This is a genomic window from Dyadobacter sp. CY345 (assembly GCF_021502725.1).
In the GTDB taxonomy this organism is placed as follows: Bacteria; Bacteroidota; Bacteroidia; order Cytophagales; family Spirosomataceae; genus Dyadobacter.
Genome location: NZ_JAKFFS010000003.1, coordinates 562,446 through 583,299, shown reverse-complemented (window position 1 = coordinate 583,299; position 20,854 = coordinate 562,446). Strand labels below are relative to the sequence as shown.

The 20,854-nt window shown below is 41.5% G+C and carries 14 protein-coding genes; 9 read left to right on the top strand and 5 right to left on the bottom strand.

The window, feature by feature from the left end:
• Positions 1-56: 56 nt before the first annotated feature.
• Positions 57-1,040: a nucleoside hydrolase gene (locus L0657_RS16275; protein ID WP_235151840.1), complete on the bottom strand. Its 984-nt coding sequence runs from the start codon at positions 1,038-1,040 to the stop codon at positions 57-59.
• 154 nt (positions 1,041-1,194) lie between these two features.
• Between L0657_RS16275 and L0657_RS16270 the strand changes: the two genes are divergently transcribed.
• On the top strand, positions 1,195-2,793 hold the full coding sequence (locus L0657_RS16270) for an amidase (RefSeq protein WP_235151839.1): 1,599 nt from the start codon (positions 1,195-1,197) through the stop codon (positions 2,791-2,793).
• 119 nt (positions 2,794-2,912) lie between these two features.
• Here L0657_RS16270 and L0657_RS16265 read toward each other — a convergent pair whose 3' ends face one another.
• The gene (locus tag L0657_RS16265; protein WP_235151838.1) at positions 2,913-8,291 is read right to left on the bottom strand and encodes a S8 family serine peptidase; all 5,379 of its coding nucleotides are present in this window, start codon (positions 8,289-8,291) and stop codon (positions 2,913-2,915) included.
• A 318-nt stretch (positions 8,292-8,609) separates the two neighbouring features.
• On the opposite strand from L0657_RS16265, the gene L0657_RS16260 reads away from it, so the two are divergent.
• Positions 8,610-9,383 carry a shikimate dehydrogenase gene (locus tag L0657_RS16260; RefSeq protein WP_235151837.1) on the top strand — a complete coding sequence of 258 codons (774 nt, stop codon included), beginning with the start codon at positions 8,610-8,612 and terminating at the stop codon, positions 9,381-9,383.
• Here the strand turns inward: L0657_RS16260 and ribD are convergent.
• A complete protein-coding gene (gene ribD / locus L0657_RS16255; RefSeq protein ID WP_310588290.1) occupies positions 9,380-10,441 on the bottom strand; it encodes a bifunctional diaminohydroxyphosphoribosylaminopyrimidine deaminase/5-amino-6-(5-phosphoribosylamino)uracil reductase RibD in 1,062 nt (353 codons plus the stop codon). The two genes, L0657_RS16260 and ribD, sit on opposite strands and share 4 nt — an antisense overlap.
• 99 nt (positions 10,442-10,540) lie before the next feature.
• Here ribD and prmC point away from each other — a divergent pair, with 99 nt between their 5' ends.
• On the top strand, positions 10,541-11,401 hold the full coding sequence (gene prmC / locus L0657_RS16250; RefSeq protein WP_235151835.1) for a peptide chain release factor N(5)-glutamine methyltransferase: 861 nt from the start codon (positions 10,541-10,543) through the stop codon (positions 11,399-11,401).
• 68 nt (positions 11,402-11,469) lie between these two features.
• A complete protein-coding gene (locus tag L0657_RS16245; RefSeq protein WP_235151834.1) occupies positions 11,470-12,423 on the top strand; it encodes a MoxR family ATPase in 954 nt (317 codons plus the stop codon).
• 24 nt (positions 12,424-12,447) lie between these two features.
• Here the strand turns inward: L0657_RS16245 and yidD are convergent, their stop codons facing one another.
• A complete protein-coding gene (gene yidD, locus L0657_RS16240; RefSeq protein WP_137342320.1) occupies positions 12,448-12,657 on the bottom strand; it encodes a membrane protein insertion efficiency factor YidD in 210 nt (69 codons plus the stop codon).
• 50 nt (positions 12,658-12,707) lie between these two features.
• On the opposite strand from yidD, the gene lgt reads away from it, so the two are divergent.
• Positions 12,708-13,538: a prolipoprotein diacylglyceryl transferase gene (gene lgt / locus L0657_RS16235; RefSeq protein WP_235151833.1), complete on the top strand. Its 831-nt coding sequence runs from the start codon at positions 12,708-12,710 to the stop codon at positions 13,536-13,538.
• A gap of 91 nt (positions 13,539-13,629) precedes the next feature.
• Positions 13,630-14,247: a hypothetical protein gene (locus L0657_RS16230; RefSeq protein WP_235151832.1), complete on the top strand. Its 618-nt coding sequence runs from the start codon at positions 13,630-13,632 to the stop codon at positions 14,245-14,247.
• A gap of 103 nt (positions 14,248-14,350) precedes the next feature.
• Here L0657_RS16230 and L0657_RS16225 read toward each other — a convergent pair whose 3' ends face one another.
• Positions 14,351-14,890: an RNA polymerase sigma factor gene (locus L0657_RS16225; protein WP_235151831.1), complete on the bottom strand. Its 540-nt coding sequence runs from the start codon at positions 14,888-14,890 to the stop codon at positions 14,351-14,353.
• Positions 14,891-15,456: 566 nt separating this feature from the next.
• Here L0657_RS16225 and L0657_RS16220 point away from each other — a divergent pair.
• Genes L0657_RS16220 through L0657_RS16210 form a run of 3 tightly spaced genes read left to right on the top strand, consistent with a single transcriptional unit; the run spans position 15,457 to position 20,851 of the window.
• Complete coding sequence (locus L0657_RS16220) at positions 15,457-17,379, top strand: PfkB family carbohydrate kinase (RefSeq protein ID WP_235151830.1); 1,923 nt, start codon at positions 15,457-15,459, stop codon at positions 17,377-17,379.
• Positions 17,380-17,402: 23 nt separating this feature from the next.
• A complete protein-coding gene (locus L0657_RS16215) occupies positions 17,403-18,584 on the top strand; it encodes an exo-alpha-sialidase (RefSeq protein ID WP_235151829.1) in 1,182 nt (393 codons plus the stop codon).
• A 35-nt stretch (positions 18,585-18,619) separates the two neighbouring features.
• Positions 18,620-20,851, top strand: coding sequence for a hypothetical protein (locus L0657_RS16210; protein WP_235151828.1), 2,232 nt, complete (start codon positions 18,620-18,622; stop codon positions 20,849-20,851).
• Positions 20,852-20,854: the final 3 nt, after the last annotated feature.

Here is a 20,854-nt window from a genome sequence, read left to right as displayed (position 1 = left end):
TCTGTATTTATAGTACTGCAAGATGGTCAAAACATACCATTTAAAGAAAGGAGATATCATTTATCTTCGCTCATATGCATCATCAGCGTTTCGATAATCATGGATAAATCTTTGAAAGACATTTCCTCCGTCAAATAGGCATGTTGCCCCATAGGATCATCGCGCCACTGATTATTACCTCCATTAATAATTATTTTTCCCCGTTTTAAATCAAAATAATGTTGAGCACCACGAACCGCTACCAACACGGCCGTCTGATCCCAACTCATTCGTCCCTCCTGATCATCTTTACTCAAAGGCATGGCCAAAGCGTAAACATCTTTAACCGGACTTTCAAGATTTTTATTTGCGATAACTTTCAAACCTGTTTTGATACCATTTCCAATTTCAAAACCACTGAAAGTTATTTGTGTCGGCCAATTTGTGAACACATTTTCCGAAGCAACTGAATCAATCAAAACATTAAACTCGCGTCCCTTAGGAAATCCTCCCGCCATGGAAACAACTTCTTTTACTTTTCTTTTGATCAGATCCATTCCGGACAATTTAGATATTTCGTCAGGTCCGGATTCCAGCAAATTGGAAAGATTGGTCAAAAAACCGATGGTTACGATCGTTACACTCTGATCCGGCTGTGCAGCCAGAACTTTCCTGTAAGTCTGAACCGCATCCGGAACTTCCTCGGTTGACTTAATTTTATGAGGATATTTCTGCAACAAAATTTCCGGCCATTTTTGAGACGCTCCCATATCCGGAGCTTTTCCTTTCGGCGCAGCAATCGGCAAGTCCGGGCGGCCAAAATAATTATTCATGATTTCGATTGTTGGCGCAACCAGCGCATTTTTATTGCTGGCAATAACCGCCAGCGGCCTTACCTCGCCCCTGTCAGCCAATGCATGCATAACGGCCATCGCACCTACGTCGTCATAATCCGGACCAATATCCGTATCCAAAATTAAAGCGACCTGCTTTGTACGGGAAATTTGTGCAGAGGTATATAAACTAAAAAAAAGCAAAAAAGCTGATAGCAGGTATTTCATAGGGTGATGATTTTGTAGGGTTTGTAAAGCACTTGTGCTGTAAGCCGAAATTCACTGATTACATCTTCGAAATACAAAGATTTTTTGTTGCAAGTTTCATGAATAATCCGCGCTGTAAAGTTATATTTAGCATCACTCATATTACTAACAACTTATGCATCGCAGAAAATTTATTCATACAGGATCATTGGCGGGTTTATCATTATTCGGAATTTCAGCATTGGGTTTTAATATAAAATCCGAAAATGGTCTTTCTAAACTGGAAAATGGTTTTAAACTGGATGAGTTAAGTATCGACGACTTGCAGAAAATGATGAAAAGCGGCGGGACGAGTTCACAGCAAATTGTGAAATTATACCTCGACCGCATCAGTGAAATTGATAAAAAAGGACCTCTTATTAATTCTATTATTGAGCTTAACCCGGACGCTCTAAAAATTGCCGCAGAACTCGACAAAGAACGGGCTGCGGGTAAAATCCGTGGACCTTTACACGGAATTCCGATCCTGATCAAAGACAATATTGATACTGCTGACAAAATGCAGACGACAGCCGGCTCCATTGCTATGGAAGGCAATATCGCAAAAACCGATTCTTTTGTAGTAAAACAATTACGAAAAGCGGGCGTCGTAATTCTTGGAAAAACCAACATGAGTGAATGGGCAAATTTCCGTTCGACCAGGTCTTCGAGCGGATGGAGCAGCCGCGGCGGACAAACCAGAAATCCGTATGTGCTTGATCGCTCGCCTTGCGGATCGAGTTCGGGATCGGGCGTTTCAGTGGCGGCTAACTTGTGCGCAGTGTCGGTTGGTACTGAAACAAACGGCTCTATCGCTTGTCCAGCTTCGATGAATAATGTTGTTGGAATAAAACCTACGGTCGGTCTTGTAAGCAGAACAGGTATTATCCCCATTTCGAAAACGCAGGATACTGCCGGACCAATGGGCAGAACTGTAAAAGATGCAACGTTATTATTAGGGGCCATGACAGGCGTCGATACTGATGATGCAGCGACGTCAGCGAGCCAGGGGAAATCACTTTCTGATTATACCGCTTTTCTTAAAGCAGACGGATTAACCGGCAAGAGAATTGGTATCGAAAAAGGTTTTCTTAAAAAACATGAGGGAATCGATATACTGTTTAAGGATGCCATTGAGGTGTTGAAAAGTAAAGGTGCAACAATTGTCGAGGTGGAATTTATAAAATTTAGAAGTCTGGGCAGCGCCACTGGCGAAGTGCTCGAATATGAATTCAAGGATGGATTAAATGCTTATCTAAGCAAGGCAAATGGTAAAGTAAAATCTTTGGAAGAACTGATCAGATTTAATAACGATAACGCTGCAAGGGCGATGCCGATTTTTCAACAGGAACTCCTGGAAAGCTCTCAAAAAAGAGGTGATTTGAAAAGTCCGGGATATCTGGAAGCTTATGCCAAAGTAACCGGCGTCAGAAAAATGATCGATGATTTGTTGACCGAACAAAACCTAGACGCCCTTTGTGGACCAGCAACCGGACCGTCGTGGTGCATTGATCCCGTCAACGGTGATTTCGGAACAGGCTACGGATCTTATGGACCGGCAGCATTGGCCGGTTATCCATCTGTGACTGTGCCGATGGGATTTGTTAGTGAAATTCCGGTTGGGTTATCCTTTTTGGGGAGAGCTTATGACGAAGGAAAATTAATTACAATCGCATACGCTTACGAACAGTTTTCGAAAAAAAGGAGAGCTCCTAAATTTATCAAAAGTATTTAATGATTGATCTGAAAGTCGACCAGGAAGTTGCTAAATTTTCAAGATTATTATAATCAAAAAATCAGGAAGTCCACACAGTCATAACAGTGTAGACTTCCTGATTTTTTTGTTCAACTGCTTTAAAGTTTAACCAGTCGAAAAATCTCTCTCCTGCTTCCTGCAACCACTTCAACCATATACAAGCCAGGCGCGAAAATAGCACCACCGAGATCGATCTGATATTTCTGAACTGATCCCGAACCTGGGAATTTCCCCTTAACTGATGTTTTTCCGGTCAGGTCTATAACATTAACCTGTACCTCTTCGCCTGCATTTGCCTGGTATACTACGTTGAACACATCTTTCGATGGGTTCGGATAAATCTGCCAGTCTGTTTTATCACGGATTTCAACCGGGCGAATCATGGAATATTCGAACGTTTCATCTTTATCTACCATTTTAAGACGATAGTAACGGATATCCGTTTTGTCCTTTTCATAATCGATAAAAGAATAACGCTGGCCTTTACCCGTGCTGCCATCTGCCAATATCTCGCCAATTTTATTAAACTGACCTCGTTTTAAAGCATCATTACCTTTGGCAACTTCGAGTTCAAAATGACTAAAATTGACCTCGGATGTTGTTACCCATTCCGTTATAACATCAGGAGAAGCTTCCGTGCCCTCTTTTCTTTTGGCCGTAAAACTCAGAAGTTCAACAGGAAGAGGTGTTGCGGCACCCATTGCATCCCTGCTAAGCCAGAATTCCGATAAGTTTTTCACTTTAAATTCAGCATAATACCCCTTATCAAACGGCACCTTTTTCGTCTTATCAGCAGGAATGAATAGCCAGCCTGTTGTACTATTATTCACCACAGTTCCATCTTCGTTGACATCATTTGCGTCGCTATACTTGGAAATGCCCAGTTCCGCCACGGACGAAGGCTTTGCACAAGAACCACAGCCAGTGGCAGCAATGAGCCTTTCAACATCAGAATCCAGGAAAAACAAACGAACGGTTACTGAGTCCGCAAAATTATAATTGGCTGGTTTTATAGTCGCATTTCGGTTTAAATAATATTGTCCATTGGTATTACGAACAGCACCAGAATTGACATAAATACGTACATCCGTATTTCCCAGATCCTGGTTATTATTGTAAAGAGACGCTACCAACGCGCCGTTGTTTGTATAATTTGTCCATTGCTTCCCGGCGTCAGAACCCTGAGCAGCGGCTGACATGCTGTTGCCGTCATAAATCCCGTTCCGGTTATCGTACACGTGAATATCATCAATAGCAATCCCTTCGCGCATTTCGGTTTCGTCAGTCCGCAGTACAAACCGTAGACGAATGCTGGCGCTACCAGCCGGTAATGCCATCGTGGCCACATGCCAGCGGGTATAATCCTGCGCGCTCCATCCGTTGTCGTTGGCGTTGGATTTATTATACCAGTTTGTTCCCTGGCCGTTCGCTCCCAAACGCCTCCATGCTGACCCGTCCGTTGAGTATTCCATATACGCGATGTCGCAAATATTTCTTCCGCAATCTTCAATATCCAGCGCCACATTAAAACTGATCGTCGGCACCAGCATTTCGCGTAAATCAAAACATGGCGAATATAAATACGACACCTCATTGGCGTTATACTTTCCAGTCAAACTGGTTTTCCAGGCTTTACTGCCACTCGCGGCCCTGTTTATTTTGGTTGCATTCGGCGTTCCAAATCTCCAGGAATTGTTAGTACCGCTGCTATACCAGAAGCTGGTTCCGTTTTCAAAATTTTCCAGGTAAGGAAAAGAAGAAATCAGGGGCGAATTGAAAATTTCTGCGGTAAGAGTATTGTTCGAAAGATTTGAATCAGAGGGCAGATCAACCCACACCTTTAACGTATGCGTTCCAGGCACAGACAGATCTGCTCTGGCCTGGAAGGTATATTCACTGGTGGCATTTCCTCCAATCAATGCGATGTTTTCAGCAAAAACCGCTCCGTTGTCAACCTGAAATTTTACAGGAATGTTGGTAAGCGCGGAGGGCGAATTGTTACGTACTACCACGCTCACAATTTCAGCACTTCCTATTCCGCATCCTGATAGCGCAGGGCTGGTTAAGCTTACGGCCTGCACGTCATTTGCAATTGCAGTCAACCTGATATCATCAAAACTGTAACCAGCTCCGCTGTAAGAATCGGCTACCATGACTTTTCCATACTGACCAAAACGAACCTGAAAACTCGACGAGAAATTTTTAGCGTTAGCATTTAAGATTTTACTAATCTCTATATCCGAAGTCAACTTATAGGAGCCCGTAACTCCGTTTTGATTTGAGTAAAGATTATAAACTTCAATCCACGGATCGCTGTCTTTTCCCCGGATCCAGACACGGTTATCGGAATTGCTGGACTGCCCATGATTTTTATATCTGAAGTTTAACCTGATATCATCGTTTCCTGCGTTAAATGCGGAAAGATTAAAGGTTGCTACTAAAAAATTGGTATTCCCATTTTCAATGTATCTGTCCGCATCCAGGATCAGTGCGCGCTCACCCGAGCCAGCCGCTCCGGAACTGGCAAAAGTCCTGATGCGGCCGAAAGCAGTATTACTCGAAAAGTCATATCGGTCAGACGCATCAAGACCAGTCTGGTTTCCGAGAAATTCTTGCTTTGGAAGTGATTCCATATCGTCCAAAAATGGCATCGCAACAGGATTATTACCCAGCTGTTTGAAGACTGATGTAATACTATTGTTTGCAGCAACGACGTCACCGGGTTTATCAACTTCAACTTTCACAGTATATGATCTGACTTCTGACAGATCTGCAAGTGATGAAAAAGTAACTTCATGTGTACCTCCACCTGGAATTGATGTGCCAACTGTTTCTTCCCCTTTTAAAACATCATTAATAAAATACCTGACCGTAAAATTTCCGGAAGAACTGACATCGTCAAGATTTTTAATTCTCACCTTGATCGCTGAGGAGGCAGACAACTCAGTTCCCGTAAATTTCCTTCCGGAAGAGGCAGGAGAAACTATGGCATCAACCTTAAAGTCATTATCGGATATTGTTCCGCTGCAATTTCCATTGTCCGGTTTTCTTGACAAAGCAGTAGCCCGTCGACCTGGATTACCATTCAATCTTGCACGCACAGTTATCCAGTATGTCAGGTCTTTCGACAAGCCGGTTAAATTATAGTTTGTTGAAGTAGTTGTAGCAACGGAAACCATTTCCTCTCCTTGCAGCATCATCACTTCATAGTCCGTAGCGCCAGCAACGGCATCCCATTGAATGCCTGCATATCCTTCACATTGCACCGGAGAAAGTGTTACGTTAGGAACTCCCAATATGGTAAATGGTTCACTTATGCTCACATTTCCAGTTCCATTCTGGGAAATTTTAACTCGCGCTTGAGAGGTGGTAATGTTCGGAATTGTCCAGCTCAATTGGCGAAGATTTGCCGCTACCGATCCATTGATATCGGTCCAGGAACCGCCGTTATCTGTCGAATATTGAATGGTAAATCCGTTTGCATCATTTCCAAAAGAATCCCAGCTAACGTTAATCACATCTCCCTGCTGCACTTTCTCAGTTCCGATTGGATATGTAATTGTCGTTTCAACAGGAATTGCATCGTATACTACAAAATACTCCTGCTCCGGATTTTTGTTGATTGCAGTGCCTTTTATTACAATATTATAACTACCCGCTACCGGACTATCAATAACAACCTGTTCGATATTATTGATATGATCCGCACCAGTTGTTGCAGGATTATCAACATTTAACGGAGCTGCATCCAGAATTTTCGGTAGGATTTTTGCCTGAGAAGGATTGAGTAATTCCAAATCCAGGTCATTTACCAACGTCTGGCTTGCCTGAATCGCTGCTGCAGGGTCATTCCAGTACAACATCACTTTCAGCTGCGCAGTATTTTCCGGAATCGCGATGGTGTGATTTTTAGATGCCTTATTTGACACCGTCCCATTGATATAACTTCCGCTTTCCAACATTTTAACTGAACGGACAAGATTCAGCCAACCATAACCATACTTAAAATCTGGCCCGGCATTTCCTTTATCCATACCGCTATTGCAGATCAAGGCCTTCATAAGCGCATTTTTAGGATTTGCTCCACCATTCAGTTTTCTGTATTGCTGATATAAAAGCGCCAGACTCCCTGAAACTGCCGGAGCGGCCATACTGGTCCCTGATCCTAATCCATAATTATTCACAGGAGTAGTCGATCTGATGGTAGTTCCTTGCACAACAATCTCTGGCTTTATTCTTCCATCCTTAGCCGGACCTCTGCTGGAATAAACCGAAATCTGTCCGTCCATTTGTGTGTTTCCTACTGAAATTATATTTTTTGAAGCCTGATATCCTCCTAAGGATGTCCCGAATCCGGCAGGAAATGGGCTGCACGGCACTGCGCCGCTGTTTCCAACGGCAAAAACATTTTCCAGAAAGGGCATGTCAAATGCCTGCTGATCCAGAATCTGCGAATACAAATCATAGGAACCGAAAGAAGTGCAGCTTGTCACATCGTTCCCATAGGAATTGTTTGTCACCACCATCCCATAGTCTTTTACATAATTCGGTAGATTAACCAGTAAATTAGAAAAGTGATGTACAATAATTTTGGCTTTTGGTGCATACCCTTTGTAGCGCTCATCGATAACCCCGGCGCCTGCCATCGTTCCCATCACATGCAGTCCATGCGACTCACTTGTTTCTGATGCAAAACGGTTAATGACACGATTGTTAAAATCGATATGCAGCATCGGATTCGCGTTGTCTCCAATACCAACGACAACGCCTTCACCATGTAAATTACGATTTCCGGAAACCGATGAACTTAGCACATTTGCTCTGGAATTTTCCTCACTATGATCATTAAAAGCCTGATCCGGAGCCGGGATAGGTTGTACGTATTGGATAAAAGGAAACGTAGCCAATTCAGCAATACGTGTCACCGGTATACGCAATTCAAGCACACCATAAGCTTTAAAAGTCTCAGCGGTGATCGGGAAATTTTTATTACGTAATTCCTCACTGATTTCCTCAAATGAAAAAGTTTTAGGAAAGCTAATCCAAACGTCCACCATGCCGGGAGTTTTTACAGCATACAATGGAAATTTGCCATTGGCTAACGCAGCGTGCAATTTCTGGTTAACACTCAGCTGGATGACAGACCTTACCTTCGCGTTTTTCAAAGAACCAGCGTTCAAGGCATTGCTTACCGTTGCGGTATAGGCGTTATCGGGAATGTAATCCAATAATTGGATCCCGTCACTGCTAAGTTGTTTCTTTTCTGCCTCGCCTGGAGTATTTTCGAATTGAATGACAACAAACGATTTACGGTTCAACGACCTGAGCTTTCGATTAAGTTCTTCAATTTTCAAGGGAGAGACATTACCCTCCGGAGTGAAAGATCCTTCACGTAAAAAAATTCTGTGCTGCCCAAGAGTAGTAGTCGAACAAATTGCAAAAAGTGTGACAAATAAGTAGAGATTTTTCAATTTCATATGATAGCTGGGTAGAAGTACTTTACATCAATAATAGAGAATTACTTCTAATTATAATGAAAAATATAGCTTAATCATAGAAAATCATTTTATATCACAAAAAATATAGCTTAATCTCTTCTACAAATTTTCTTAACTAGTTTGAATAACATTCAATTATTCTACAAGTCACTAACGGCTACGATATTTCAATTTTTTGTTAATGAAAAAAGAGTCAATTAACTTCGTTGCCTCTAACCTTATTTCGTTGGAGCAACTACTCGTTTCCCACTTCACTGTCTTGCTATTAATTCAGGCTGTGAACATCATTTAAATAGTATGAACTTATACGGCCTGATAGGTTATCCCCTTACGCATTCTTTTTCGAAGCGCTATTTCACCGAAAAATTTGTTCGTGAGAAAATACATAATTGCGGCTACGACTTGTTTGAAATGCAGTCGCTGGAAGATCTTCCTCAATTATTAAAAAAACACCCTGATTTGAAAGGGCTCAACGTGACAATTCCATATAAACAGGAAGTCATAAAATACCTGGACGATCTGGACGATGCCTCTGCGGAGCGCATCGGTGCCGTAAATACGATTAAAGTTTTTGCCGACGGAAGTACGAAAGGTTTTAACACAGATTATTACGGTTTTCGTCAATCCATATCCGAGTGGATGGATCGTCGCGGAGAAGCTTGCTGTAACTTCAAAGCCTTGGTTTTGGGTAATGGCGGGGCTGCACAAGCGGTTAAAACAGCTCTTGAAGATATGAAGACAGAATACAAAATAGTATCCCGCCAGAAAAGCAGCGATTCGCTTTTATACGAAGATCTCACGCAGGAGATCATGGAAAGCCACCTCCTGATTATTAACACAACGCCACTTGGCACGCATCCTAACGTTGACGCTTGTCCAGAGATTCCTTATCCGTGGATAACAAAAGGTCATTGCCTGTACGATTTGGTTTACAATCCGACCACAACTTTATTCATGAAAAAAGGATTTGACCAGGGCGCGGCGGTTCATAATGGTTTGAAAATGCTGGAAATGCAGGCGGAAAAATCCTGGGATATCTGGAACTCAGAAGAGGAAATGTGGAGTGTTTAAACCCTCGAATAAAAACTCCAAAGATCGTGCTCGATTTGTTCTGAACCTGTAAAAATTCCTTGTGGCAGCGGTGCTTTGATGCCGCTGCCTATTTTTTTCAAACTCTGGCACCGCCTTATTTCATCCCACAATCCAACTTTCATAAAAGATCCCAAAACCTGAGCTCCTCCCTCAACCAGCACCGATTGAATCCCTCTTTTAAAAAGCTCGTGCAAAAGCTGATTAATCTCGTCAATACCAGGATTTATTTTTATGTGAGAAGTATTGCCATGATCCGCATACCGTCCTGAAAAATTCTCCGCGTCAGTTTGTTTCAAATAATTTACTACAAAAGTTTTCTGAGAGCTATCAAATAAATTTAAGGTATTAGGAAGCGTAAGGTTTCGATCTAATACGATTCGAACCGGATTTCGACCCTCCCACTGACGGACATTTAATTTTGGATTATCATTCAAAGCGGTATTATAACCCACGAGAATCGCATCTTCTTCCGACCGCCATTTATGCACATTAACACCTGACAATTCACCACTTATTTTTACCGGACTACCATTTTCATACGCGATATATCCATCAGCAGTTTCAGCCCATTTTAAAATAACATAAGGACGTTTTTCCAGAATACTTGTAAAAAATCTTTTATTTAAATTCTTACCTTCCTCTGCAAGAACCTCCTGAACAACCTCAATACCAGCATCCTGCAATCGCCAGATACCTCTTCCTGATACCAGCGGATTAGGATCTCCGTTGCAAACAACTACTTTTTTTATTCCTTTATCCACCAGCAAATCTGCACAAGGCGGAGTTTTTCCTGTATGCGAACAAGGTTCCAACGTAACGTATGCCGTTGCTTCGGAAAACAAATGTCCGTTATTTCTTTTTTCAACATCTTCCACAGCACGCACTTCTGCATGCGGGCCGCCATAATTCCTATGCCAGCCCTCACCAATAATTTCATCATTACATACGATTACGCAACCAACCATCGGGTTTGGGCTGACACTTCCCCGTCCATATTCGGCGAGTTGCAAAGCCCGCTGCATCCACTTTATATCCATGTTCATTTGACAAAAATACAAACCTCGTTTTAAACTCAACTTTCGTGAGTTCTTATAATTTGCTAACTTTCCGACATCAGAATAAAAAATCAACTAAAAATGACTTCGGCTCGTCAGTTATATCAACATATTGTAAGTGGAATTAATGTCTATCCGCCCAAAGAATCCCAGGCCATAACCTTTATGTTATTGGAACATTACATGCGGATAAGAAATATAGATGTTTTGGTGGATCGCCCTATTCCTGAAAATACTGCGCAACCGGATTGGGAAAATATTATTTCAAGACTGAACAACAACGAGCCCGTTCAGCATATCATCGGAACAACAGAATTTTGCGGTCTTGAATTTCGGGTTTCTTCATCTGTTTTAATCCCAAGACCAGAAACCGAAGAGTTGGTTCAGATGGTAACACGCGACTACGCTGAGCCCGATAAAGATGTTGCGATCCTGGATATTGGTACCGGAAGTGGCTGTATTGCAATCGTTCTCGCTCGTTTCCTGCCGCATGTGACAGTTCACGCCTGGGACGTTTCCGACGAAGCACTTTCTGTAGCACGTGAAAATGCCCGCCAACTTATTGCAGATGTTCAGTTTGCGAAACAGGATATGCTGAATGTAACTTTTCCGTTACCGGGAAATGTTATAAAATTTGACTGTCTGGTCAGTAACCCTCCGTATGTAACCTATTCGGAAGCAGAACATATGCGCCCAAACGTGCTCCGTTTTGAGCCGCATGAAGCACTTTTTGTGGAAGATAGTGATCCGTTATTGTTCTATAAAGCCATTGCCGACTTCGGTGTGCATCATATAAAACCGGGCGGAAAATGTTATGTTGAAATAAATGAGCATTTTGGCGCGGGAACAAAGCAGGTTTTTGAAGAAAGAAATTATTCTCAGGTTGAAATCCTGCGTGATATTCACGGAAAAGACCGATTCGTCAGAGCCGTTTGGAAATAATTTTTTCAGAAAGCTTTCGAATTATTTCTGTGCTAACCCGGAATATTCCGTGTTATAAATAACGCCTCATGTATTTAGAAAAAATAAAAGAAGTACTTGATGAAATGGGCAAAGTAGTTGTTGGGCAGGACAGACTGCTCAACCGTCTGCTTATCGGGCTTTTTACTGGCGGCCATATTCTCTTGGAAGGCGTACCAGGACTTGCTAAAACCTTGACCATCAATGTTATGGCAAAAGTTTTACAACTCGATTTTCGCCGTATACAGTTTACACCAGATCTTCTGCCTGCCGATTTAATTGGAACCATGATTTACAAGCCAAAAATTGGCGATTACGAAGTAAAAAAAGGGCCGATTTTTTCCAATATTATTTTGGCAGATGAAGTTAACCGGTCTCCCGCAAAAGTACAATCTGCCTTGTTGGAAGCGATGCAGGAAAAGCAGGTAACAATTGGTGACCAAACTTACTATCTGGATAAACCTTTTGTCGTATTAGCCACGCAAAATCCGGTTGAGCAAGAAGGGACATATCCTCTCCCGGAAGCTCAGATCGACCGTTTCATGATGAAAGTGTACGTCGATTATTTAAATAAACAGGAAGAACTGGAAGTAATGCGCCGCATGTCGGATATCACTTTTGATTATCAGATCAAGCCAATTCTTAACAAGCAGGATCTTTTTGCAATCCGGGAAAATGTCAATAAAGTGAATATTTCAGAAACACTGGAACGTTATATTATTGAGCTGGTTTTTGCCACGAGAAGGCCCCTGGAATATGGTCTGCGTGACGAGGCAAGGTATATTCAGTTTGGCGTTTCCCCACGTGCAACAATTTATCTCAACCGCGCGGCAAAAGCTCTGGCATATCTGGAAGGTCGTGATTATGTATTACCGGAAGACATTAAAGCACTAGCCCCGGATATTATGAACCACAGGATCATGCTAAATTATGAGGCAGAGGCGGACGGGGTAAAGACCACAACAATTATTGATTCGATATTAAGAAAAGTTGCAATTGGATAAATTTAGCTAATTTTTCGGTAATGATCAGGGAACAGGATCATGCCCGTGACCGCCCCACGGATGGCAACGGGAGAATCTTTTTAAACCCATCGGCACACCTTTTAACACGCCGTATTTTGTTATGGCCTGAATCATATATTGCGAACAAGTGGGCGTATAACGACATGAATTAGGCAGATAAGGTGACAGAACACCTTGATAAATCCGGACCAATCCAATGAGTAAAAATTTCATTTTGCTTCGTTGTGTAAAATATTATCTTTGACAATTAACATCATAAACGCATGATTTCCTATATAATTTGGGACGTAAATCCCGAAATCTTTACAATCCCTGAATTCCTGGGGTTCGGCCCTTTTCCCGTTCGTTGGTATGGACTTCTTTTCGCCGCTGGTTTTTTAATCGGGCAACAAATTATGATTCATATCTTTAAAAAAGAGAAAAAGCCTCTTGAAGATATTGATGCGCTGACTTTGTATATGGTGATATCAACTGTTGTAGGAGCACGCGTCGGCCACTTTTTATTCTACGAACCGGAAGTTCTTTTCAAAAATCCGCTGGAAGTAATCCTTCCGCCCTATGCAGGGCTCGCCAGTCACGGTGCCGTTATTGGAATTGTCACCGGGCTATATCTTTATTCCAGATCCCGAAAAGCAACCGGCCAGACATTTCTTTGGGTCGCGGATCGTATGGTTATTTTGGTAGCACTTGCCGGTTCCTTTATCCGTCTCGGAAATCTTATGAATTCCGAAATTGTTGGCCGCCCGACCGATGTTGCCTGGGGATTTATTTTTATGAAAAACACTGAGTTTTTACAGATCCCAAGACACCCGGCTCAGCTATATGAGTCCATTTCCTGCTTTGTACTCTTTTTTATTCTCCTGGCTTTGTGGAACAAATTTAAGGAACAAACCCCGCGTGGTTTGTTGGTTGGTATCTTCTTCGTTTGGGTATTTACACTTCGTTTCCTCTATGAATTTTTGAAAGAAAACCAGGAAGCTTTTGAGGCAAACTATGCGCTGAACATGGGACAGATTTTAAGTATCCCTGTGGTCTTATTAGGCTTATTTTTTATCATACAATCAAGAAAACACGCGATTCAAAAAATAGGGTAGCAGTAATATAGTCGCAGTTAACTTCATGATTATCAAAGCAGGCATTTTTAGATTATATTGCATATACCATGTAATACCTAAACTTGATCGTATGAAAAAAAGATTTATCCTTCCTATGGCTTTGGCGTCAGTTTTCTTCCTGTCGGCATGTGGCGGAAAAAATGAAGAGCAAAAGCAGGAAGAAAAAGAAGAACCAAAGACGGCCGTGGATGCGTTACAACAATTCGCTGATCAGGCAAAAACGATGCAAACCAAACCGGCCGTAGATCCCGTAAATTTTAGGGAATTAAAAGAACTACTTCCTGAAAAAGTTTTAGGACTAGAACGAAAAGAATCTTCCGGAGAGAAAAATGGAGCAATGGGCTTCACCATTTCGCGGGCCGAAGCCACGTACGCAGGCAATTCAGATGAGTCCGTTCATATTGAAATATTTGATACCGGCGGTGTAGCGGGAGTGGGTACAATGGCTCTGGCTGCCTGGACCATGGCCGATATCGACAAAGAGACCGATAAGGGTTATGAAAAAACGACAAAAATAGAAGGCTATAAAGGTTACGAAAAGTACAATAACGAAAGCAAGTCAGGAGAATTAAATGTTTTGGTAGGCGATCGTTTTGTGGTTAATGTCAATGGTGACAATGTTTCGATGGAGCAGCTCAAAAGTATACTTTCCGATCTCGACCTGGAAAAACTAGCAGAGTTAAAATAAAAAAATATATAAAACTTGAACAAAAAAGGAGCCAAAAGGCTCCTTTTTTGTGGTTTAGGAATTTAGAAGTAGAGGTATTGGGTTGATTTGATAATCTCTAATCTCATACTGCGGCAAAATCTACTTTTTCTCTCAAAATTTGCTTCGCCTTTACGAGTTGATTCTTCACAGTATTTTTGGATATAAGCAAAAACTCAGCGATTTCCTGATACGATTTTCCTTCTTCAATATTGAGCCGAAGTATTTGTTTTCTTTTATGAGATAGCGAATCTATGGCTGTTTGTATCAAATAAATTCGTCTCTCCTTTTCTTCCTTCTCATCATCTGCTGCCGCTGTCATAACTTCCATGTATTGTTTGCGGAGAAACTCATTTTTTTCCAGCTTCTTAAAATGATCAAATGCCATATTACGAAGGCAAGTGAAAAGGTAAGCGTTGAAGTTATGATCGGGTTTAATATGATCCCGTTTCATCCAAATTTTAACAAATACATCCTGTACCATATTTTCAGCTTCTTCTTCATCTTTCAGTAATGAAATCGAGAAGCGAAGTGCAGGTACTTTATAATAGCTGTATAGTGCTGCAAATGCCGACTCATCGCCTTGCATCACTTTAATCAGCACATTTTCATCTGGAAGGGCCACGATTGTAATGGTTAAGTCAAATCAACAGAGTACGTTAATAACATTTTAGAATCAATGATCAATTACTATTTCCAAAAATTAATACAAATCAACTTTTGAAAATGAATAATTGAGTCATTTAATGTAAATGAAAATATGCCTCGTATTATTAAGAATTGTGAAATGTTAGATTATCAGCTTTAATTATAAACTTGATAATTAACGAAACTTTAAAAGTTGATCGATGCCAGTAGAATTATGATTATAAATTTACAGATCAAAATTAAAATTCAGATCGCAACTTGCGTAAAATGATCTTCAATTTGCGCAAAGAACATTTTATTAATGAATTGGTAATGATTTTTTATCAGAAAAGACTCATACACACTCCAACTGCATATTTTACGCAGTTATACATATATATACACGGAACTGTCCACTGTTTAAAATGCTGGCGATACTTGTCTCACAATTTTAAAAATCGAATTGATAATAGTCCACCTCCGATAAAGAAGAGTATTATCTAAAACCTTACGCTGGCGAGTATCACACGTGTCGATTCAGCTTTTACATTTTAAAAATCGATAATGAATCAAATTCAGCTCGAAGATATCCTTGGAAAAATTTCAGCTGTCAAGATTGCTGTCTATGGCGACTTTTGTCTCGATTCTTATTGGATTATGGACAAAGGCGGTTCTGAAATTTCAATCGAAACCGGATTAAAAGTAGAGACTGTCTCAAAACATTATTACAGTCCGGGAGGAGCTGGAAATGTGGTCGCTAATCTGGCGGCTTTAAGACCAGCCAAAATAAAGGTAATTGGCGTAATTGGTGATGATATTCATGGCCGTGAGCTGAACATGCAGTTGCAAAATCTGGGCGCCGACACTTTGTCTCTTTACATTCAGGATAAAGATTTCGATACTTATAGTTATTTAAAGCGGCATGTCGACGGGAAAGAACAACCGAGAATCGATTTTGGTCTTTCCAACAAAAGAAGTCTCGATACTGATCGAAAACTTTTACAGTCCATCGAAGAAACACTGAAAGAATATGACGCACTGATTTTTAATCAACAGGTTCCGGGGAGTATAAATAATGAATCATTTATAGACGAAGCCAATATCCTGTTTGAAAAATACAGTCAAAAAATAGTGATGCTTGATTCCAGGCATTATAATAACCGTTTTGAGAATACTTATCGAAAAGCGAATGACCGGGAAACTGCCACTTTATTAGGCATATCTGTAAAGTCTGACGAATCAATTTCTACAAAAGACGTAAAAAAGTATGGCAGCGCGGTTTTTAGTAAAACGCAGAAACCAGTTTTCGTTACTTGTGGAGAACGGGGAATACTGGCGTTTGATGCGACCGGCGTTTATGAAATTCACGGCTTACAATTAAAAGGAAAACTGGATACTGTCGGCGCAGGCGATACAACGATCAGCGCGATTACATTATGTCTGGCGGCAGGAATTCCAGCTCGGGACGCCGCGATGTTTGCCAATTTTGCAGCTGCCGTTACCGTTCAAAAATTATATACAACCGGCACTGCCAATGCCGATGAGATCCGAAAAATTAGCGTTGACCCTGATTTTGTATACAATGCCGATCTGGCTGAAAATGAACGCTTAGCTATATACTTCCCAGGAACTGAATTTGAAATTTGCAGTCCGGAGATCATTAACAGTTTAGGACATATCCGTTATGCCGTTTTTGATCACGACGGCACGATCAGTTCTTTGCGGCAGGGGTGGGAGGAGATTATGGAACCTGTAATGATGAAATCAATTCTTGGTAACCAATTCGACTCCATCGATTTCATCACATTCCAGGGCGTCCAGGAGCGTGTGCGGGAGTTTATTCAAAAAACCACTGGTATTCAGACGATATACCAAATGGAGGGTCTTGTCGAATTAGTAGGCGAATTTGGGTTTGTCCCTGAAAGTGAAATCCTTGACAAATTTGCATATAAAGAATTGTACAATAACGCGTTAATGGCGTTGGTTAATCAAAGAATGCAAAAGCTTGAAGCCGGCGAATTGAGTCAGGAAGATTATACCATCAAAGGCGCTGTTACATTTCTTCACGAGCTAAAATCACGTGGCGTCAAACTTTATCTTGCGAGTGGAACAGACGAAGCAGACGTCATTAATGAGGCGAAAAAACTGGGATATGCTCATCTTTTTGAGGGCGGCATTTATGGCGCATTGAAAGATTATAGCAGCTTTTCCAAAAAACTGGTTATTGAAAAAATTATCCGGGAAAATAGTTTAGAAGGAAACGAACTGGTCATTTTTGGTGATGGGCCGGATGAAATAAGAGAAGGCCGTCGCGCAGGCGGCCTGGCTATTGGTATCACAAGTAATGAAATTCAACGTTTTGGCCATAATCCGGCAAAACGACCTCGTCTGGTGCGCGCCGGAGCACAATTACTCATTCCCGACTTTTCACAATACAAAAAATTGACAGCATCTCTGTTTAAGGGAAATGTCGATTTAACGCCGTAACCTATAAAAGTATTCCCTACCCTATGAAAATCCTGATTGCGTTTTGCATTAGTTATCTGCTATCACAAGCTACGCTGTTCGCGCAGCATAAATCCATTGTTGAGGAATCTCTAATTTTTCCTCTGCAGGAAAAACACGTTCATGCAAGTAGCCTCGTCAGTTTACCCAACGGAGATTTCCTCGTTGCCTGGTTTGAAGGCAGCGGAGAAAGAACAGCTGATGACGTGAAAATAATGGGAGCCCGCTTGAAGAAAGGAGGAAAATCCTGGGGAGAACCTTTTCTTATGGCCGATACTCCGCTCATTCCCGACTGCAATCCGGTACTGTTTTTAAACGCAAAGGGGAAACTTTTTTTAGTCTGGATCGCCGTGCAGGCGAATCTTTGGGAGCAATCGATTCTACGGGTTAAAACGTCAGTCGAGTTTGAAAAACCAGGCGCGCCTGTCTGGAATTGGCAGGATATTATTTTGCTAAAACCAGATAAACAATTTTCGGAAGAGATTATCGCAAAATTTAAATCGCTACCTAAATCAGGCACTGGCTGGGCTGGTTACGCACCAAAGTATGATGATTTAATTATTGAAGCGAGCCAGGAAATTGCAAAAAGAAGTATCGGCTGGATGACCCGCATCAAACCACTTTTACTTGAAAACAAAAGGATTGTTCTTCCGCTTTATTCGGATGGATTTAACCTTTCGATGATGGCAATTTCTGATGATGATGGTGAAACATGGCGGCCCGGCAAGCCGGTAGTTGGCCGCGGCCCGATTCAGCCTGCGCTTGCAAAAAAGAAGGACGGCACTCTCGTTGCACTCATGCGCGATAGTGGAAATTATCCGAACCGCGTTCATATCAGTGAATCCGCTGACAATGGTGAAAGCTGGACTGCAACTTCGAAGACGGATATTCCCAATACGGCAAGTGTCGAACTTCTGGTTTTGCGGGACGGGAAATGGGCTTTTCTCGGAAATGACATCGACGATGGCAGATATCAGCTCAGCCTCCGCATTTCGGATGATGAAGGAAAAACCTGGAAATGGAAAACTTTTATTGAAAATGATTTATCCAAAAAAGGCAACTACTCTTATCCTTCGCTGATCCAAACATCGGATGGACTGCTGCATATGACCTATTCTTATCATCCTGAAAAACAAAAGAAATCCATCAAATACGTAGTCGTCGATCCAAAAAATTTGGTTAAGTAATTATAAACTCTGCTGAAATCCTTTACCTCTTCTATATGCGCAAGATATTTTCTTTTTTTACACTCTTCCTTTTATCCGGAGCCTGTTTTTTTTCATGCAGCAAGTCTTCGCTGAAACAGTCCGTTTATGTGGACAAGCCATTTATACAAGATTTCAGTGTTAAATATTATTCTGATACGGCTAAAACAAATTTGCTTCAGGCTTATGCAGATCGTAACGGCGTGATAAAAATTCTCTCAAAAGAAGGGATTCAACATCCTTCTGACGGGCGGTTATTATATCATGGTTCAATCGTGCCGGATAATTCTTACCGGTTTATGCGTGACAAAAAAAATGCTGCGACAGGAGTCTATCAAAAGCAGTTCGTATATCTTAGCGATTCTGTCGTATTCAGTAATGCGTGGGCAGGAACATTATTCTCAAGACACACTTTACCGGCAGCGAAAATATTTGAAGGTGGAAAAGATTTTTCCTTTCTGATTTCAGATGGAAAATCACTTCAACTTATAAAAAATTCCAAAATCCTTTGGAGCGGATCTTTACAAAACGACGAGATTTTGGGAATACGCTACGACGAGGAAACTAATATCTTCTGGATTCTTGGCAATAAAACACTGTCCAAATTATCAGCCGAAAATAATCTTTCAAAGGTTTTTGAGGGTTCAAATTTCACCTCTTTTGATATCTTTGATAAAGATCAGAAAATCTATATCGGGACAACAGACGGATATCTGGTTTATGATCCTGTTACTAAAAAACAGGTGGGTGAAATAAATAAAAAACTTCCGGTCACACATATTACCGCCATTCAGGCAATAGGTGAAAAGCTTTGGTTTGGATCAAATGAAGGTGCTTTTACGCTACGTGATAGTGGGAAATTTGATTACTATAATGGAGAAAGATGGCTGCCAGGAAATAAAGTGATCCATATTTCAGCAGGACCGGGAAACTCCGTTTTGGTATTAACGACAGCTGGTCTGGGGCAAATTTCTTTCAAAGAAATGACACTTCAGGAAAAGGCCGTTTATTTTGATGAGCAAGTTCGGTCAAGGCATATCCGAAATGGATTCAATGCTGCGCTTGACAACATGAAACATGGAGACCTGGCAACTGGCTATATGTCCGATTCAGACAACGACGGACTCTGGACTTCTATGTATCTGGGAGGCGAAATTTTTCGATATGCTGTTACGAAAGATTCAGCCGCACTGCAAAATTGTCGTGAGTCTCTGGATGCAATAGAGAGATTGTATACGATCAATCCTGTGCCCGGTTTCCCTTCCCGATCCTTCGAACGCAGCGGGCATATTAACAATCTTTCCGATCCGGAACGCTGGCAACACAGTCCGGAAAAAGAATGGGATTGGAAATCTACCACGAGCAGTGACGAAATTATCGGGCATATTTTCGCCTTCGGCGCCATGGCAGAATTAGTTGATGATGTTTCCATGAAATCACGCGCGGTTTCGTTGATTGATACCGTCATGTCACATATTGTAAAAAATGATATGTACCTGATCGATTTTGATGGAAAACCGACGACATGGGGGAAATGGAATCCTAAATATGTTAATGCATTTCCGACCAATGTTGGTGACAGAAAATTGAATTCTTCCAATATTATTTCAATGCTTCAAACCGCTTATTATTTTACAAAAAAAGAGAAGTATAAAACTAAAGCGTTTGAGCTGATGAATAAATTCGGTTATTACGAAAACATGATGCGCCCGATGAGTGCAATTGGAAAAGCACCGGACGATGCTGACGAACATGCTAAAAATATGTCGGAGGGCTGGAATCATTCGGACGACGAAATGTATTTTGTAGGATATTGGGGATTATACCGTTATGCGTTTAACGACACGCTGAAAGCCGCTTACAAGAAACAAATCCTTGACCATTGGCAAGCTGAACGTCCGGAAAAAGAAGGTGCCTGGAATATTTTCACCGCGCTAACCGGCACAAATGAATTTGATTTAAACGAAGCGGTTTGGTACTTACGCGAATATCCGCTTGACATGATCAACTGGTCGATCAAAAACAGTCATCGAAAAGACATCGAATTGATTGAGCCAAATTTTCGCAGGCAAACTACAAAGGAAGTTCTGCCTCCCGATGAAAGACCAATTAAACGTCATAATAGCAATACTTTCGATCTTGACAGAAATGGAGTTGGCGGGACATCTGAGGAAAGTGCAGGCGACATCTGGCTTTTGCCTTATTGGCTGGGAAGGTATCTCGGCGTGATTAGTTCGCCTGTAAAATAGCCC

Coding starts and splice junctions, on each gene's coding strand:
- L0657_RS16245 (WP_235151834.1), top strand. CDS start 11,470: ATGTATTTAGAAAAAATAAAAGAAGTACTTGATGAAATGGGCAAAGTA.
- yidD (WP_137342320.1), bottom strand. CDS start 12,657: ATGAAATTTTTACTCATTGGATTGGTCCGGATTTATCAAGGTGTTCTG.
- L0657_RS16230 (WP_235151832.1), top strand. CDS start 13,630: ATGAAAAAAAGATTTATCCTTCCTATGGCTTTGGCGTCAGTTTTCTTC.
- L0657_RS16220 (WP_235151830.1), top strand. CDS start 15,457: ATGAATCAAATTCAGCTCGAAGATATCCTTGGAAAAATTTCAGCTGTC.
- ribD (WP_310588290.1), bottom strand. CDS start 10,441: ATGGATATAAAGTGGATGCAGCGGGCTTTGCAACTCGCCGAATATGGA.
- L0657_RS16215 (WP_235151829.1), top strand. CDS start 17,403: ATGAAAATCCTGATTGCGTTTTGCATTAGTTATCTGCTATCACAAGCT.
- L0657_RS16210 (WP_235151828.1), top strand. CDS start 18,620: ATGCGCAAGATATTTTCTTTTTTTACACTCTTCCTTTTATCCGGAGCC.
- lgt (WP_235151833.1), top strand. CDS start 12,708: ATGATTTCCTATATAATTTGGGACGTAAATCCCGAAATCTTTACAATC.
- L0657_RS16260 (WP_235151837.1), top strand. CDS start 8,610: ATGAACTTATACGGCCTGATAGGTTATCCCCTTACGCATTCTTTTTCG.
- L0657_RS16275 (WP_235151840.1), bottom strand. CDS start 1,040: ATGAAATACCTGCTATCAGCTTTTTTGCTTTTTTTTAGTTTATATACC.
- L0657_RS16270 (WP_235151839.1), top strand. CDS start 1,195: ATGCATCGCAGAAAATTTATTCATACAGGATCATTGGCGGGTTTATCA.
- L0657_RS16265 (WP_235151838.1), bottom strand. CDS start 8,291: ATGAAATTGAAAAATCTCTACTTATTTGTCACACTTTTTGCAATTTGT.
- prmC (WP_235151835.1), top strand. CDS start 10,541: ATGACTTCGGCTCGTCAGTTATATCAACATATTGTAAGTGGAATTAAT.